Here is a 16,683-nt window from a genome sequence, read left to right as displayed (position 1 = left end):
GCTCCAACGAGGTGTGCCAGCTTAACTGCCACCACGGTCTGTCGTACAGGTGGCGTTTGGCGCCATACTGCGCCCCTTGTTTGTCATTCATTGGTTTGGACGTCCCGCATGAAACGCACACCGCACCTGCTTGCGATCCAGTCTCACGTCGTGTTTGGCCATGCCGGCAACAGCGCCGCGGTGTTCCCGATGCAGCGGGTCGGGGTGAATGTCTGGCCACTCAATACCGTGCAGTTCTCCAATCACACTCAGTATGGTCAGTGGACCGGGGAAGTGCTTGCGCCAGCGCAAATTCCCGCGTTGGTGGAAGGGATTAGCAATATCGGTGAGTTGGGCAATTGCGACGCAGTTCTATCCGGCTACCTGGGCAGCGCCGCCCAGGGCCGGGCGATCCTCAGCGTGGTGCAGCGGATCAAGCAGGCCAATCCGCGGGCGCTGTACCTGTGCGACCCGGTGATGGGGCATCCGGAGAAGGGTTGCATCGTGCCGGCCGAAGTCAGCGACTTCCTCCTGGAGGAAGCGGTGGCGGCGGCGGACCTGCTGTGCCCGAACCAGCTGGAGCTGGACAGCTTTGCCGGACGTCGCGCGCAGTCGCTGGAGGATTGCGTCGGCATGGCGAGGGAACTGCTGGTGCGCGGGCCGAAGGCGGTGCTGGTGAAGCACCTGGCCTATCCCGGCAAAAGCGCCGACGACTTCGAAATGCTGCTGGTGACGGCGGAGGGTAGCTGGCATCTGCAGCGGCCGCTGCTGGCGTTTCCGCGCCAGCCCGTGGGTGTCGGCGACCTGACCGCCGGGTTGTTCCTGGCGCGGTTGCTGCTGGGGGACGAGCTGGTGGCGGCGTTCGAATTCACGGCGGCGGCAGTACATGAGGTGCTGCTGGAGACCCAGGCCTGCGGCAGCTACGAGCTGGAAGTGGTGCGGGCGCAGGACCGGATCGTGCACCCGCGGCTGCGTTTCGAAGCACGCAAGTTGTAACGACCTGGCTCCTGTGTGGCCTGTCAGATCGTGTCCGTCTCGGTCTTCAATTCCTGATACCGCTTTTCCAGCTCCTGCCGGATCAAGCGCCGCTGCTTGCCCTGCAGGAACCGCCGTTTCTCTTCGCTGGTCTGCGGCTGGCGCGGGGGCACCGGCACCGGCTTGCGATCGTCGTCTACCGCGACCATGGTGAAGAAGCAGCTGTTGCTGTGGCGCACCGAGCGCTCGCGGATGTTCTCGGTCACCACCTTGATCCCCACCTCCATCGAGGTGTTGCCGGTGTAGTTGACCGAAGCCAGGAAGGTCACCAGTTCGCCGACATGCACCGGCTCGCGGAACACCACCTGGTCCACCGACAGGGTCACCACATAGCGCCCGGCATAGCGGCTGGCGCAGGCGTAGGCCACTTCATCGAGGTACTTCAGCAGGGTGCCGCCGTGGACATTGCCGGAGAAGTTGGCCATGTCCGGGGTCATCAGGACGGTCATCGACAGTTGGGCGTTTCCGGGTTCCATAGTCTGCTCACGGTGAGATTGCGCTAAGGCGGGGCGGCGCGGTCTGGGCGCTTCTTCCCCTTGTGTACTGCCATCTTGAAACGGGACGCTGACAGCCTGGCTGCCGTCACGTGTTTCACGCCATTGGCGGCGATGAAAGTGCCGATCTGTTTCTACATATTGCACGGCCATTTTGCACGTGGCGTGAATGTTAACCTGCGGGCAGGGCTCATTACCGAGGCCATTTCCTACATTTAAAACTGAAATTTCCGCAGCTCTATCAGACCTGACGGTCGGGCTGTGCTTTGTTCTTCGTCATGGAGATAAGGAGCGTCCGCCGTGCATGCCATCAGCTTTATCCAGGATCTGGCGGTCATCATGCTGGTGGCCGGCGTGGTCACCATCCTCTTCCACCGCCTCAAGCAGCCGGTGGTCCTCGGCTACATCGTCGCCGGCTTCATCATCGGCCCGCACACCCCGCCCTTCGGCCTGATCCACGACGAAGACACCATCAAGACCCTCGCCGAACTCGGGGTGATCTTCCTGATGTTCTGCCTGGGCCTGGAGTTCAGCCTTGGCAAACTGTTCAAGGTGGGCGCCACGGCCTTCATCGCCGCCTTCCTGGAAATCGTCCTGATGATCTGGATCGGCTTCGAGATCGGTCGCTGGTTCGGCTGGAGCACCATGGACTCGCTGTTCCTCGGCGCTATCCTGGCGATTTCCTCGACCACCATCATCGTCAAGGCCCTCAACGACCTGAAGATGAAGAACGAGCGCTTCGCCCAGCTGATCTTCGGCGTGCTGATCGTCGAGGACATCCTCGGCATCGGCATCATCGCCCTGCTGTCGGGTATCGCCGTGAGCGGCACGGTCAGCTCCGGCGAAGTGTTCTCCACGGTGGGCAAGCTGTCGCTGTTCATGATCGTCGCGCTGGTGGTGGGCATCCTCCTGGTGCCGCGCCTGCTGGCCTACGTGGCGAAATTCGAGAGCAACGAAATGCTCCTGATCACCGTGCTCGGCCTGTGCTTCGGCTTCTGCCTGCTGGTGGTCAAGCTGGAATACAGCATGGTCCTCGGCGCCTTCCTGATCGGCGCGATCATGGCCGAGTCGCGGCAATTGATGAAGATCGAGCGGTTGATCGAACCGGTGCGCGACATGTTCAGCGCGATCTTCTTCGTCGCCATCGGCCTGATGATCGACCCGTCCGTGCTGGTGGAGTACATCTGGCCCATCGTGGTGATCACCATCGCCGTGGTGCTGGGCAAGATGTTGTCGTGCGGCATGGGCGCCTTCATCGCCGGCAATGACGGACGCACCTCGCTGCGGGTCGGGATGGGCCTTTCACAGATTGGCGAGTTTTCCTTCATCATTGCCGCGCTGGGCATGACCCTGCAGGTCACCAGCGACTTCCTTTATCCGGTGGCCGTGGCTGTCTCGGCCATCACCACGCTGCTGACGCCGTACCTGATCCGCGCCGCCGACCCGCTGTCGCTGAAGCTGGCCAAGGTGGTACCCGGCCGCCTGTCACGGGTGCTGTCGCTGTACGGCGAGTGGCTGCGCAGCATCCAGCCGCAGGGCGAGGGGGCCATGCTGGCGGCGATGATCCGCCGCATCCTGCTGCAGGTGGGGGTCAACCTGGCGCTGGTGGTGGCGATCTTCTTCAGTGGCGGCTATTTCGCCACCCGGATCGGCGCCTACCTGAGTGACTGGATCACCGACGTCGGCCAGCAGAAGGCGCTGATCTGGGGCCTGGCGTTGTTGCTGTCGCTGCCGTTCCTGATTGCCGCGTATCGCAAGCTCAAGGCGTTGTCGATGCTGCTGGCGGAGATGGGGGTCAAGCCGGAAATGGCCGGGCGTCATACCCAGCGGGTCCGCCGAGTGATTGCCGAGGTGATTCCGTTGCTCTCGTTGCTGGTGATCTTCCTGCTGCTGTCCGCGCTGTCGGCGAGCATCCTGCCGACCAGCGAGCTGCTATTGCTGATCGCCGTGGTGGCGGCCGGTGTGGTGGCGCTGCTCTGGCGCTGGTTCATCCGCGTGCATACGCGCATGCAGATCGCCTTGCTGGAAACCCTGGAAAACCAGAAGGAACACCATCACTGAGGCGTGCAACGCACCGGCTTGTGCCGCCACTGTGCCCAGGCCTCGGCCCAGCCGTTGGCATGGTCGACGCCTGGCAGCCTTACCACTTCCAGACAATCCGCCGGGCCGAGGGTGCGACGGTAGTGCTGGTACAGGATGGGCGGCACGGTGCGGTCTTCGAAACCGATGAAATGTCGCTGGGTCACGTGGCGCAGGCGTTCGGCGCGGTCCAGTGGCTCCAGCGAGCCGCGCAGGGGCGTCAGGTCGAGCGACTGCGCCCACTGCCGCGGGCTGAGGTTGCCCGCCAGGGTCTGCACCACGGCGATATCGTTACGCTGCGCGGCGAGCAGCAAGGCCAGCGCGGCGCCTCCGGAGTAGCCGATCAGCTCGAAATCCCGATTGCCGTATTGCTCGCGGACCTGGTTCAGAGCCTGGTCGAGGCTGTCGAGCACGGCCTGGCCGAAGCGCTGGTCGGTCCAGACCTGCGGATTGCAGGCCGGGGCGCTGACGAACTGGCACGGACGGGCGAGGTAGAGGCTGGGCTGCGGATCGGCGACGGCCAGACGAGCCATGAGCAGGGTGCGCGGACTGGGGTCCAGGCTCGGTTGTGACGCCGTGGCCCAGGCGTGGCCATCGCCCTCGAGGTAGATGCGCAGGCGAGCGCTGCCGGGTTTGCTCGCGGGGACGCTCATGGCCAGCGGGAAGGACAGGGTTGGCTGGATGACGACCTGGTGGGCGTTCTGGCTGCTGAGTGCCTGGAGCTGGGTCAGGGGGGACTGGCAACCGCAGAGCACGAGCATGGCCAGGGGCAGCAGGTAACGTAGCATCCGGGCGTTCATACCTTGTAGGCGCTGTGCAGCGAAAAAGGCTTCTTGTGCGAGCGGGACGTATGTCCGAGGGGATGGAGCGGTAGCGACCCGCCACGCACAGGAAGGCGTGGCGATTCTACGAAGATTGATGGCTCTAGGCCATGATTTTCCCAACCGAAATGATTCAGCTTTCCAGCCAGACGTCCCGCGCCCAGTGCCAGACCGACTCCCAGCTTTCCTCGGTGACTATTTCTTCCTCGCCGGACCACAGCACCACGGTGCCGTCTTCCTCGACGCAGTAGTAGTCGTCGCCGTCCTGGCACAGCGGAATCAGGTCGCGCGGCACGCCGGCGTCCCAGGCGTTGGCGGCAACGTCCGGCAGGTAGGTGTGGGATTGCGGGTCGGTGACGGTGACCGGCTCCAGGCTGCCGTAGACCACGTCGCTGACGGTGAGGAGGAATTCCTTGAAGACGAACGGGATGTTGATGAACAACTGCTCTTCGATCTCTACCAGCAGGTCTTCGTCGGGCAGTTCGAGCGGTACCGGTACCGGCTCGTTGGCTTCCCGAAGCTGTTCAATGACTTCTTCCACGATTCGCGTCCTCTATGTCCTGTCCTGTTGTAAGCGTTGCGCGTTATACCCTAGTAGTGCGGTGCGCTAAAAGCAAAACCCCGGGCAAGCCCGGGGTTTTTTCTGCAAAGCCTCAAGATCAGCCGTTCTGGCGGATCCCCGCGACCAGCCAAGGCTGGTTTTCGCCCTGGGCGCGTTCCATGTTCCAGCTCTCGCTGAACACTTCGCCCTGGTCGAAACGGGAGGACTTCGACACACCGCTGAAGGTCAGGGTGGCGATGGTCTTGTCGGCGCGATCGTCGACGCCTTCCAGCTGCACATCGAGGTTGTCGATGTAGGTGGACTGGAAGCCGTCACCCAGCTCGGCGCGCTCGCGCTTGAGGAACTCAAGCAGCTGCGGCGTCACGAACTCGGCGATCTTGTCCATTTCGTTGGCGTCCCAGTGCTGCTGCAGCGTCTGGAAGTGGTTGCGCGCGGCAGCCAGGAAGTTCTGCTCGTTGAACCAGGCCGGAGCGTTGATCACCGGACGTGCAGCTGGGGCAGCCGAACCACCGAAGATCGACGGTTGGGCCTGTGCAGGCTGCTGCTCGTAGGCTTCGCGCTGGTAGGCCGGGTGGCCGGCGGCGGCCATTTGCGGCTGCTGCTTGCGGCGACGGGCGGCGATGAAGCGGAAGACCAGGAACGCGATCAGCGCCATGATCAGGATGTCGAAGATCTGCATGCCTTCGAAGCCATCACCCATCAGCATCGAGGCCAGCAGGCCACCGGCGGCGATGCCGGCCAGTGGGCCGAGCCACTTCGAGGCACCGCTGGCAGCGGCGGGAGCACGGCCTGGCGCAGTCGGGGTTGCGGCAGGGTTGGCAGGGGTGGCCTGACGGGCCTGGTGCGTCGGCGCGGCGCCAGAGCTCTTGCCGCCGCCGAAGCGCTTGGCGTTGGCGTCGAGGCTCATGGTGAGACCGATGCACAGCGCCAGGGCGATGCTGAGAAAACGTTGCATAGAAGGGTATTCCCATTTGTGGATTACACGCGCGCCATGGTGCACAAGTTCCGGGGCGCATGACAGCGACAAGATGTTTCTATCTTTTGCCTGAAATTTCTGACTGCCTACACAGGATGCCGTAGGCCTCTCTTTCCTTTGATGAAAGAAAGGCCTACGCCGACGGTCGGAATTATCTTTTAGATGGCTTCGAGCTTGGCGTAGCCGAGCATCAGCCACTTGCTGCCCTCGGCGAAGTTCACCTGGACCCGGGCCTGGGCGCCGGAGCCTTCGAAGTTGAGGATGACGCCTTCGCCGAACACCGCATGCTGCACGCGCTGGCCCAGGTTGAAGGCGGTCTGCGGGATGCTGGCGTTGGCGAACAGGCTGCTGGCGGTCTGCTTGGCCCCGGCGAACGGGCGGCTGACGCTGTTGGACAGGCGGACTTCCTGCACCAGCCCGGCGGGAATCTCGCGGACGAAGCGCGACACCTTGTTGTAGGTCTCGCTGCCGTACAGGCGCCGGGTTTCCGCGTAGGTCATGACCAGGTGCTGCATCGCCCGGGTCACGCCAACGTAGGCCAGGCGACGTTCCTCTTCGAGACGGCCGGGTTCTTCCAGGCTCATCTTGTGCGGGAACAGGCCTTCTTCCATGCCGACCAGGAACACGTAGGGGAATTCCAGGCCCTTGGCGCTGTGCAGGGTCATCAGCTGGATGCTGTCCTCGTGCTCGTCGGCCTGGGCATCGCCGGCTTCCAGCGATGCGTGGCCGAGGAAGGCGGATAGCGGCGAGAGGTCGGCGTCTTCTTCGGTGGTTTCGAAGTTGCGCGCGGCGCTGACCAGTTCCTCAAGGTTTTCCACCCGGGCCTGGCCCTTCTCGCCTTTCTCTTCCTGGTGATAGACGATCAGCCCGGATTGCTCGATGACGGTCTGGGTCATCAGGTGCAGCGGCATGTCGAGCACCTTGGCCGAGAGGTTCTCGAGCAGCTCGATGAAGGCCGCCAGGGCGCTGGCGGCGCGGCCTTTGAGGGCCTTGTTGGCGAGCAACTGGAGCATGGCTTCCCACATCGAAAGCTGGGCATGCCGGGCATGCTCGCGGATGCTTTCGACGGTCTTCTCGCCGATGCCCCGTGGCGGCACGTTGATCACCCGCTCCAGCGCCGCGTCGTTGCCACGGCCCTCCAGCAGGCGCAGGTAGGCCATGGCGTTCTTGATCTCGGCACGCTCGAAGAAGCGCTGGCCGCCATAGATGCGGTACGGGATGCGTTCGCGCAGCAAGGCTTCTTCCAATACCCGCGACTGGGCGTTGGAGCGATAGAGGATGGCGATGTCGCTGCGGGCCAGGCCGGTCTTCAGCGCGCTCTCGATGGTTTCCACCACGTAGCGGGCTTCGTCGTGTTCGTTGAAGGCGGCGTACAGGCTCAGTGGCTCGCCATCGCCGCCTTCGGTCCACAGTTCCTTGCCCAGGCGCCCGCTGTTGTTGGCGATCAGGGCGTTGGCGGCCTTGAGGATGCCGGCGGTGGAGCGGTAGTTCTGCTCCAGGCGGATCAGCTCGGCGTCCGCGAAGTCGCTGGAGAACTGCTGGATGTTCTCGATACGCGCGCCCCGCCAGCCATAGATCGACTGGTCGTCGTCGCCCACCACCATCAGGCTGTCGCCACCCTGCGCCAGCAGGCGCAGCCAGGCGTACTGCACGGCGTTGGTATCCTGGAACTCGTCCACCAGCAGGTGGCGGAAGCGGCGCTGGTAGTGCTGCAAGAGGCCGGGCTGGTCGCGCCACAGGTCGAGGGCGCGCAGCAGCAGCTCGGAGAAGTCGATCACGCCGGCGCGCTGGCAGGCGGCCTCGTAGGCTTCATAGATGCTGCGCATGGTGCCGAGGAACAGGTCGCCATTGACCTGCAGGTGCTGCGGTCGCAGGCCTTCGTCTTTCTGTCCGTTGATGAACCACTGCGCCTGGCGCGCCGGCCAGCGCTGCTCGTCGAGGCCGAGGTCGCGGATCACCCGCTTGACCAGGCGCTGCTGGTCATCGCTGTCGAGGATCTGGAAGTTCTGGTTCAGCCCGGCTTCCTGCCAGTGCGCACGCAGCAGGCGGTGCGCCAGGCCGTGGAAGGTGCCCACCCACATGCCGGCCGGGTTGATGCCCAGCAGTTGCTCGATGCGCTGGCGCATCTCGGCGGCGGCCTTGTTGGTGAAGGTTACCGACAGGATCGAGTGCGGCGAGGCCTGCTCGACCTGGATAAGCCAGGCGATGCGGTGCACCAGCACACGGGTCTTGCCGGAGCCGGCACCGGCCAGGACCAACTGACGCCCGACCGGCGCGGCGACGGCCTGGCGCTGGGCATCGTTGAGGGAGTTCAACAGGAGAGAGAGATCGTCATGCATCCGCCCATTCTATGGGGGCAGGGGATCCAGGGGCAAACCCGCCTGGCAAAAAGACATGCGCGACGACCGACCGGTCATCGGCTCCAGCCCTTGGCCCGCGTGCTTGAGCGGTCGGCTCCTACCAAGGAATGAGAATTGCGGGGTGCGAATTTATGACACAGAGCAGTTTGGCACCGCGCGATGCTTGTGTATGCTCCGTCCACGTTTGTGGCTCACCATTACAAGAACACTGCCCATGACACTCGCATCTGCTCCTGCCGGTGTGCCGCTGGAGGCACGCCGCGGCATTCGCAAGCAATTCGCCACGCAGCTGGCGGTTGAGCGTACCCGCTTGTTGTACCAAGGTTCTCTGTTGCCCACCCTGTTCATGCTGTTGAACGGCCTGGTCTGTGCCTGGTTGCTGTGGAGCCCGCAGCGCTACCTGCTGGTCAGTGTCTGGGTGGTATGGCTGATGGCGCTGGTGTCGCTGCGGGTGATCCAGGTGGCGGCGTTCGACGCGGCGATGCCCGATCGCCAGGCCAAGCCGACCTGGTGGCGCATGTTCCTGATCGGTTCGGCCTTCAGCGGCCTGACCCTGGCCAGCGCGGCGATTGCCCTGGTCCCTGTGGACAACTTCGTGCAGCAGGCCTGGGTCTTCGGCCTGCTCGGCGCTGCGGCGCTGTCCGCCAGCGTGGCCTACGCGGTCAGCTTGCCGGCCTTCCTCAGTTTCGTCCTGCCATGCCTGTTGCCGCCCATCGCCTTCCTGTTCTGGAGTGGCGACCCGCAGCACCGTGGTTGGGGCCTGCTCGGCCTGTTGCTGCTTGGGGCCTTGCTGGTGGTGGCCTGGCAGGTCAACCGGCTGATCGAGAACAGCTTGCTGCGGCGCTTCCAGAACCAGGCGCTGATCGAGCATCTGCAGGCGGCCCATGCCCGCAGCGAGCAGCTCAACAAGGCACTGGCCGACGAGGTCGAGCAGCGTCGCGGCGTCGAGGAACAACTGCGTGAGGCCCAGGCCGGGCTGGAAAACCGGGTGTCGCAGCGCAGCGCCGAGCTGGACGTGGCCAACCAGGCCCTGAGCAAGAGCGAACAGCGCCTGGCCCTCGCCCTGGAGGCCAGCGAACTGGGGCTGTGGGACTGGAACCTGCAGACCGACGAGGTCCACCACACCCAGTTGCGCGAGCTGTTCGGCCTCAACCCCGACGACGTCAAGGCCATGCTGGTCCACCTCAAGCCGCGTCTGCACCCGGATGACGTGCCGGCGCTCAAGCGCACCCTGGTCGAGCACCTCAAGGGCCGCACCGACGACTACCGCATCGAATATCGCTTCCGCCACAACCATGGCCACTGGTGCTGGATCGAGGACCGCGGCCGCGCCGTGGAGCGCGACCACGAGGGGCGGGTGGTGCGGATGATCGGCACTCGCCGCGATATCAGCGCGCGCAAGGCCCAGGAAGAGCAGCAGCGCCTGGCGGCGACGGTGTTTGAGGCCGCCAGCGAGGGCATTGCCATCCTCGGTCCGGACTATGAACTGCTGGCCCTGAACCAGGCGTTCTGCCGCATGACCGGCTACAACCGCCAGGAGCTGCTCGGTCGCAATGCCCTGGAGCTGCCGTGCAGCCTGGATGCCCGGCGGCACTACGGGGCGATCGACCAGGCGCTGGAGCAGCAGGGTCGCTGGCAGGGTGAACTGGTCGAGGCACGCAAGGACGGCACGCTGTATCCACAGTGGCTGCAACTCAATGGCGTGGTCGACAGCCGCGGCAAGATCAGCAACGTGGTGGGCTTCTTCAGCGATCTCTCGGAACGCCGCGAGTCCGAGGAACGCCTGCGCTACCTGGCCCATTACGACGAACTGACCGGCCTGGCCAACCGCGCCCTGTTCCGCCTGCGCCTGCATGAGGCCGGCGCGCGCCTGCGCACCAGTGGGCGCAGCCTGGCGCTGATGCATATCGACCTGGACCGCTTCAAGCTGCTCAACGACAGCCTCGGCCATGAGGTCGCCGACCAGTTGCTCAAGCAGATCGCCCTGCGCGTCGCCAACGCCATGCCTGAGGCGGATACCGTGGCGCGGCTGTCCGGCGACGAATTCGTGGTGCTGTTCGACGGCTACAGCAACCTGTCGAGCCTGGTCCGGGTGGCCAGTCGCCTGCTCGACAAGCTGCGGGTGCCGGTGCGCTTCGACAACCATGAGCTGGTCATCAGCGCCTCGGTGGGCATCGCCCTGCTCTCGGACATGACCCTGGACCTCAACCAGCTGGTCAGCCAGGCCAACATGGCCATGCAGCACGCCAAGCACCTGGGCGGCGACAACTTCCAGTTCTACACCGAAAGCCTGCAGGCCAGCACCCTCGATCGCCTGCAACTGGAAAACCAGCTGCGCAAGGCCATCGACGAGGGCCAGCTGGAGGTCTACTACCAGCCCAAGGTCTTCCTTGCCAGCGGCCGCCTGCATGCCGCCGAGGCGCTGGTGCGCTGGAATCATCCGGTCATGGGCATGGTGCCGCCGGGGGATTTCATCGGCCTGGCCGAGGAAACCGGGCTGATCGCGCCGATGGGCGAGTTTGTCCTGCGCCAGGCCTGCTGGCAGGCCTGTGAATGGCAGCGCCAGGGGTTGGAGCCGATCCGCGTGTCGGTGAACCTGTCGGTCTACCAGCTACGCCAGGGCAAGCTGGTCAGCCTGGTGCGTCAGGTCCTGGAGGAAAGCGGGCTGGCACCGCACCTGCTGGAGCTGGAACTGACCGAAAGCCAGTTGCTCGATAGCGTCGAGCACATCATCGCGACCTTCCAGCAACTGCATGCGCTGGGCGTGAAGCTGGCGATCGACGATTTCGGTACCGGTTATTCCTCGCTCAGTTACTTGAAGCGCCTGCCGGTGGACTACGTGAAGATCGACCAGGCCTTTATCCGCGGTCTGAAGGAAGGCAGCGAGGACGCGGCGATCACCCGGGCGATCATCGTCATGGCCCACAGCCTGGAACTGATGGTGGTTGCCGAGGGCGTGGAAACCGAGGAGCAGTTGCGCTTCCTGCGCGAACAGGACTGCGATGAGGTCCAGGGCTACCTGATCAGCCGGCCGGTGCAGGCCAGCGAGCTGGCCAGGCTGCTGCGGGAAGAGACGGTCTGGTAGGGCTGGGCTCCGAAGCCTAGCCGTGCCAGGACCGTCCATGGCGGGCCAGCAGGCTGTGGGCCTGCTCCGGGCCGTTGCTCCCGGCGTGATAGGGGCGCGGTGGCTGGAAGTGTTCCTGCCAGCCATTGAGGATCGGGTCGATCCAGGCCCAGGCCGCCTCCACTTCGTCGCGGCGCATGAACAGCGTCGAGTCACCGTCCAGCACGTCCAGCAGCAGGCGTTCGTAGGCATCCCAGCGGCGGGTCTGGCCGAATACCTGGGCCAGGTTGAGATTCAGCTCGACAGGTTCCAGGCGCATGCCCTTGCCGGGGGTCTTGGTCATCATCTGCAGGCTGATGCGCTCGTCTGGCTGTAGCTGAATCAGCAGCTGGTTGGCGCGGTCACCTTCGAACAGGCGATGGGGTACCGGCTTGAACTGGATCACGATCTGCGACGAGCGCTTGGCCAGGCGCTTGCCCGTGCGCAGGTAGAACGGCACGCCGGCCCAGCGCCAGTTGTTGATATGGGCCTCGACGGCGACGAAGGTCTCGGTGTCGCTATCGTTGTCCACATCCTTCTCGAAGTAGTAGGCGGGCACTTCCTGGCCGCCGATCTTGCCGGCGCTGTACTGGCCGCGCACGGTCATTTCCTGCACGTCCTGGTCGCTGATCGGCTTCAGCGCGCGCAGGATCTTCACTTTCTCGTCACGCACCGCCTCGGCGTCGAACTGCGCCGGCGGCTCCATCGCCACCAGGCAGAGCAGCTGCAGCAGATGATTCTGCAGCATGTCGCGGGTGGCACCGGCGCGGTCGTAGTAGGCGCCGCGGTTCTCCACGCCGAGGGTCTCGCAGACGCTGATCTGCACATGGTCGATCTGGCTGGCGCGCCACACCGGCTCCAGCAGGGCGTTGGCGAAGCGCAGGGCCATGAGGTTCTGCACGGTCTCCTTGCCCAGGTAGTGGTCGATGCGGAACACCTGGGATTCGTCGAACACCGCGCCGATGGCGCTGTTGATCGCGGTGGCCGATTCCAGCGAATGGCCGATGGGTTTTTCCAGGACGATGCGCGATTCGGTGTCGACCAAGCCGGCGATGTTCAGGTGGGTGACGATGGGGACGAACAGGTTGGGCGCGGTGGCCAGGTAGTAGATCCGCGCCAGGCCTCCCGGCTCGCCGAGGAAGTGCGCCAGGCGGCCGAAATCGGCGCTCTGCGAGGCGTCCATGGAGAAATAGTCGAGGCGGGTGGAGAAGCGGTCCCAGGTGTCTTCGTCGAAGTCGTTGCGGGCGATCTGGGCGCGGCAGCGGCGTTCCGCAAGCTTTTGAAAACTATTGCGCGGCATCGGGCTGCGGGCCAGGGCGACGATGCGCACCGCCGGGTGCAGACGATCCTCGCGATACAGGTGGTAGAGCGCCGGGAGCAGTTTGTGCAGGGCCAGATCGCCGGTGCCGCCGAAGACCAGAATGTCACATGGAATAGTCAAACCCACTACTCTCCTGTCTCGTTTAGCTGGGCGGTTTGCCAGCCATGTAGTATAACTACAAGATTGCTACAACCGGCCAGCCGATCATAACCGAGTCCAGCCATTGAATCTGTTGCAACACATCGCCCAGTCGCGGCATCTGCTACGCAAGTCGGAACTCAAGGTTGCCGATCACGTATTGCTTGACCCTGCGGCGGTCATGCATAGCTCCATGGCTGACCTGGCGCACAGCGTCGGCATCAGCGAACCGACCATCGTGCGTTTCTGCCGGGCCATCGGCTGCTCGGGCTTCCAGGACCTGAAGCTGAAGCTGGCGCAGAGCCTGGCCGCCGGAGCCAGTTTCGGCCAGTTCGCCATCCATGAAGACGACTCGGTCGCCGACTACAGCCTGAAGATCTTCGACACCACCCTGCATACCCTGATGGAAGTGCGCGAGCACCTCGATCCGGTGGCCCTGCAGCGCGCGGTGACCGCCATGGCCCAGGCGCAGCGGGTCGAGTTCTACGGTTTCGGTGCCTCCGGCGCGGTAGCGGCGGATGCCCAGCACAAGTTCTTCCGCCTGCTGCTGAGCGCGGCGGCCTATTCCGACCCGCACATGCAGGCCATGTCGGCGGTGACCCTCAAGCCCGGCGACGTGGCGGTGTGCATTTCCCAGTCCGGTCGTTCCAAGGACCTGCTGATCACCGCGAACATCGTTCGCGAAAGCGGCGCCAACCTCATCACCCTGTGCCCGAGCCAGACCCCGCTGGCCGAGCTGTCGACGGTCAACCTGGCCATCGACGTGCACGAGGACACCGAGATCTACACCCCCCTGACCTCGCGCATCGCCCACCTGGTGGTGATCGACGTGCTGGCGATGGGCGTGGCCATGGCCCGCGGACCGAGCCTGGTCAATCACCTCAAGAGCGTGAAGCGCAGCCTGCGCAGCTTGCGCCTGTCGCCCAAGTCGCTGAAGAACGCTGACGAGTGAATGCCGTCGGGCCTGCCAGGCAGGCCCGACTTGTATCTCATCAGCCTTCACACCCCTGTCACTCTCCCGCCCTCAAACCGTCAACTTGCCACTCCAGTCTGAAGCTCCCGCACTCGATCAGGGAGATATGCAATGGCTCGTGAACTCGATGGCTCGTTTCAACCCAACGCCAAATCCCGCAAGCAGCAGGAAAAGGATCAACGTCGGATGGAATTCCGCCGTGCGATCGAAAGCTATTCCGACCAGCGTCGCCTGCTGCAGGACATCGCCGACTTCCCCGACCTGAAAGACTTCAACGTATGGCAGGTTTCGGCGGCAGAACCCCGGAGAACCGCTCAACAAGCCCGCTGATCTGTGCACGTTCGCTGCGGATGAACGCAAGGAACGCCAAGGCCACCGGCGACTGCCGCTTGGCCTTGGACTGCACCACGCACCAGCTCCGATACAGCGGCAATTCCTCCACCGGCAGCTCGCGCAGCACCCCGGTGGCCAGTTCCAGATTCAACGCGTGACGGGTCAGCAGGGCGATGCCCAGGCCGGCAATCACGCATTCGCGCTGGGCGTCGGCGGAGGCCACCTCCAGCGTCTGGGTGAAGTGCACGCGCTTCTCCTTGAAGTATTCCTCGCAGGCTTTGCGCGTGCCCGAGCCCTGCTCGCGGACCAGCAGGGTATGCGGCTCCAGGTCCTGCAGGCGCAGGCGTTCCATCCGGCACAGCGGATGATCCGGCGGGGCGACGGCGACGATGGGATTGTTGAGGAACGGCAGGAACTCCAGGCCCATGTCCTGCGGGACCATGGACATGATGATCAGGTCGTCGCGGTTATCGGACAGACGCCGGATGGCCTGGGCGCGATTGACCACGGTAAGGGTCAGGTTGACCTCCGGGTGCAGCTTCTTGAAGGCCGCGAACAGGTGCGGCACGAAGTACTTGGCGCTGGATTCCACCGCCAGCTTCAGCTGGCCCTGCAGCGAGCCCTGCATGTCCGAGAGCTGCATGTCGAGGCTTTCCAGGCGCCCGAAGATGTCGCGGCTGGCGCGTTGCAAGGCTTCGGCGGCCTCGGTGAGATAGAGTTTTTTGCCGACGTATTCAAAAAGCGGCTGGCCGACCAGCTCTTCCAGCTGGCGGATCTGTAGACTAACGGCGGGTTGCGTCAGCGCCATCTCCTCCGCCGCCCGGCTGTACGAACGCAAATCACACACTTCATTGAAGATCTGCAATTGACGCAATGTCATACGCATCAATGACTTACGCACGTTATCCCCAGCCCTGTGAAAAACCTTGTTACGGCACTATAAGCAATTGCTAATGGAGCCCCTAATAATTATTGATTTTTGTTTATTCACACACGGCGCTAGGGTGATTGCACGACTGGCCAGTTGATTCTGGTCACGCGCCGACCCGCATTTCCGGGTCGTTTGTCCAGCGGCTTTGGGAAGACTCCAGTGATAAAAAAAATCCTGATCGCCAACAGGGGTGAAATCGCAGTTCGGATCGTGCGGGCCTGCGCCGAGATGGGCATTCGCTCCGTGGCGATCTATTCCGACGCCGACCGTCACGCCCTGCACGTGAAGCGCGCCGACGAGGCCCACAGCATCGGTGCCGAGCCCCTGGCGGGCTACCTGAACCCGCGCAAGCTGGTCAACCTGGCGGTGGAAACCGGTTGCGACGCCCTGCACCCAGGCTATGGCTTCCTCTCGGAAAACGCCGAACTGGCGGATATCTGCGCCGAACGCGGGATCAAGTTCATCGGCCCGGCCGCCGAAGTCATTCGCCGCATGGGCGACAAGACCGAAGCCCGCCGCAGCATGATCAAGGCCGGCGTCCCGGTCACCCCCGGCACCGAAGGCAACGTCGCCGACATCCATGAAGCGCTGGAAGAAGGCGACCGCATCGGCTACCCGGTGATGCTCAAGGCCACCTCCGGTGGTGGCGGCCGCGGCATTCGTCGCTGCAACAGCCGCGACGAGCTGGAACAGGCCTTCCCGCGGGTGATTTCCGAAGCGACCAAGGCCTTCGGCTCGGCCGAAGTCTTCCTGGAAAAATGCATCGTCAACCCGAAACACATCGAAGCCCAGATCATTGGCGACAGCTTCGGCAACGTGGTGCACCTGTTCGAGCGCGACTGCTCGATCCAGCGCCGCAACCAGAAGCTGATCGAGATCGCCCCGAGCCCGCAGCTCACCCCGGAACAGCGCGCCTACATCGGCGACCTGGCGGTGCGCGCGGCCAAGGCGGTCGGTTATGAAAACGCCGGTACCGTGGAGTTCCTGCTCGCCGAGGGCGAGGTGTACTTCATGGAAATGAACACCCGCGTGCAGGTGGAGCACACCATCACCGAGGAAATCACCGGCATCGACATCGTTCGCGAGCAGATCCGCATCGCCTCGGGCCTGCCGTTGTCGGTCAAGCAGGAAGACATCCAGCACCGCGGCTTCGCCCTGCAGTTCCGCATCAACGCCGAAGACCCGAAGAACAACTTCCTGCCGAGCTTCGGCAAGATCACCCGTTACTACGCCCCTGGCGGCCCCGGCGTGCGCACCGACACGGCGATCTACACCGGCTACACCATTCCGCCGTTCTACGACTCCATGTGCCTGAAACTGGTGGTCTGGGCGCTGACCTGGGAAGAAGCCATGGACCGCGGCCTGCGCGCCCTGGACGACATGCGCGTGCAAGGGGTGAAGACCACCGCCGCGTACTACCAGGAAATCCTGCGCAATCCGGAATTCCGCAGCGGCCAGTTCAACACCAGCTTCGTGGAAAGCCATCCGGAACTGACCAACTACTCGATCAAGCGCAAACCCGAAGAGCTGGCGCTCGCCATCGCCGCCGCCATCGCCGCGCATGCAGGCCTGTGAGGA

At 64.1% G+C, this 16,683-nt stretch carries 13 protein-coding genes; 6 read left to right on the top strand and 7 right to left on the bottom strand.

The annotated features are described in order from the left end of the window. Positions 1-108: 108 nt before the first annotated feature. A complete protein-coding gene (pdxY, locus tag V0R59_RS09720; RefSeq protein ID WP_330072868.1) occupies positions 109-975 on the top strand; it encodes a pyridoxal kinase PdxY in 867 nt (288 codons plus the stop codon). Between the two features lie 23 nt (positions 976-998). On the opposite strand, the gene V0R59_RS09715 is transcribed toward pdxY, so the two are convergent. Further along, positions 999-1,490: an acyl-CoA thioesterase gene (locus V0R59_RS09715; RefSeq protein ID WP_330072867.1), complete on the bottom strand. Its 492-nt coding sequence runs from the start codon at positions 1,488-1,490 to the stop codon at positions 999-1,001. Positions 1,491-1,808: 318 nt separating this feature from the next. On the opposite strand from V0R59_RS09715, the gene V0R59_RS09710 reads away from it, so the two are divergent. After that, positions 1,809-3,569: a cation:proton antiporter gene (locus tag V0R59_RS09710; protein WP_330072866.1), complete on the top strand. Its 1,761-nt coding sequence runs from the start codon at positions 1,809-1,811 to the stop codon at positions 3,567-3,569. Here the strand turns inward: V0R59_RS09710 and V0R59_RS09705 are convergent. The 4 genes from V0R59_RS09705 to uvrD all read right to left on the bottom strand — a co-directional run bounded on the left by V0R59_RS09705 (position 3,563) and on the right by uvrD (position 8,285). Continuing rightward, complete coding sequence (locus V0R59_RS09705; RefSeq protein ID WP_330072865.1) at positions 3,563-4,375, bottom strand: alpha/beta hydrolase; 813 nt, start codon at positions 4,373-4,375, stop codon at positions 3,563-3,565. The genes V0R59_RS09710 and V0R59_RS09705 overlap by 7 nt on opposite strands. A gap of 166 nt (positions 4,376-4,541) precedes the next feature. Next, positions 4,542-4,949 carry an SMI1/KNR4 family protein gene (locus V0R59_RS09700; RefSeq protein ID WP_330072864.1) on the bottom strand — a complete coding sequence of 136 codons (408 nt, stop codon included), beginning with the start codon at positions 4,947-4,949 and terminating at the stop codon, positions 4,542-4,544. Positions 4,950-5,067: 118 nt separating this feature from the next. Next, the gene (locus V0R59_RS09695) at positions 5,068-5,925 is read right to left on the bottom strand and encodes a Tim44 domain-containing protein (RefSeq protein WP_330072863.1); all 858 of its coding nucleotides are present in this window, start codon (positions 5,923-5,925) and stop codon (positions 5,068-5,070) included. A gap of 179 nt (positions 5,926-6,104) precedes the next feature. Beyond that, positions 6,105-8,285 (bottom strand): DNA helicase II, encoded by a 2,181-nt coding sequence (uvrD, locus tag V0R59_RS09690; protein WP_330072862.1) that lies wholly within the window; start codon positions 8,283-8,285, stop codon positions 6,105-6,107. 235 nt (positions 8,286-8,520) lie between these two features. Here uvrD and V0R59_RS09685 point away from each other — a divergent pair, with 235 nt between their 5' ends. Continuing rightward, a complete protein-coding gene (locus V0R59_RS09685; protein ID WP_330072861.1) occupies positions 8,521-11,391 on the top strand; it encodes a putative bifunctional diguanylate cyclase/phosphodiesterase in 2,871 nt (956 codons plus the stop codon). A gap of 16 nt (positions 11,392-11,407) precedes the next feature. Here the strand turns inward: V0R59_RS09685 and zwf are convergent, their stop codons facing one another. Next, entirely contained in the window at positions 11,408-12,850 is a 1,443-nt protein-coding gene (gene zwf, locus V0R59_RS09680) for a glucose-6-phosphate dehydrogenase (protein ID WP_330072860.1), read from the bottom strand. A 103-nt stretch (positions 12,851-12,953) separates the two neighbouring features. Between zwf and hexR the strand changes: the two genes are divergently transcribed. Beyond that, positions 12,954-13,820, top strand: a complete 867-nt coding sequence (gene hexR / locus V0R59_RS09675) for a transcriptional regulator HexR (protein ID WP_330072859.1) — start codon at positions 12,954-12,956, stop codon at positions 13,818-13,820. Between the two features lie 132 nt (positions 13,821-13,952). Then, on the top strand, positions 13,953-14,171 hold the full coding sequence (locus V0R59_RS09670; protein WP_330072858.1) for a PA3496 family putative envelope integrity protein: 219 nt from the start codon (positions 13,953-13,955) through the stop codon (positions 14,169-14,171). Here V0R59_RS09670 and V0R59_RS09665 read toward each other — a convergent pair. Beyond that, positions 14,113-15,060: a LysR family transcriptional regulator gene (locus V0R59_RS09665; RefSeq protein ID WP_330072857.1), complete on the bottom strand. Its 948-nt coding sequence runs from the start codon at positions 15,058-15,060 to the stop codon at positions 14,113-14,115. The two genes, V0R59_RS09670 and V0R59_RS09665, sit on opposite strands and share 59 nt — an antisense overlap. 204 nt (positions 15,061-15,264) lie before the next feature. On the opposite strand from V0R59_RS09665, the gene V0R59_RS09660 reads away from it, so the two are divergent. Continuing rightward, entirely contained in the window at positions 15,265-16,680 is a 1,416-nt protein-coding gene (locus V0R59_RS09660; RefSeq protein WP_330072856.1) for an acetyl-CoA carboxylase biotin carboxylase subunit, read from the top strand. Positions 16,681-16,683 lie beyond the last annotated feature (3 nt).

The sequence above is a fragment of the Pseudomonas ulcerans genome (assembly GCF_036324125.1).
GTDB classification, from domain to species: Bacteria; Pseudomonadota; Gammaproteobacteria; order Pseudomonadales; family Pseudomonadaceae; genus Aquipseudomonas; species Aquipseudomonas ulcerans.
The sequence above is the reverse complement of the archived record's forward strand: the minus strand, read 5'-3'. Positions and strand labels throughout refer to the sequence as shown.

Coding starts and splice junctions, on each gene's coding strand:
- pdxY (WP_330072868.1), top strand. CDS start 109: ATGAAACGCACACCGCACCTGCTTGCGATCCAGTCTCACGTCGTGTTT.
- V0R59_RS09715 (WP_330072867.1), bottom strand. CDS start 1,490: ATGGAACCCGGAAACGCCCAACTGTCGATGACCGTCCTGATGACCCCG.
- V0R59_RS09705 (WP_330072865.1), bottom strand. CDS start 4,375: ATGCTACGTTACCTGCTGCCCCTGGCCATGCTCGTGCTCTGCGGTTGC.
- V0R59_RS09695 (WP_330072863.1), bottom strand. CDS start 5,925: ATGCAACGTTTTCTCAGCATCGCCCTGGCGCTGTGCATCGGTCTCACC.
- uvrD (WP_330072862.1), bottom strand. CDS start 8,285: ATGCATGACGATCTCTCTCTCCTGTTGAACTCCCTCAACGATGCCCAG.
- V0R59_RS09685 (WP_330072861.1), top strand. CDS start 8,521: ATGACACTCGCATCTGCTCCTGCCGGTGTGCCGCTGGAGGCACGCCGC.
- V0R59_RS09670 (WP_330072858.1), top strand. CDS start 13,953: ATGGCTCGTGAACTCGATGGCTCGTTTCAACCCAACGCCAAATCCCGC.
- V0R59_RS09665 (WP_330072857.1), bottom strand. CDS start 15,060: ATGCGTATGACATTGCGTCAATTGCAGATCTTCAATGAAGTGTGTGAT.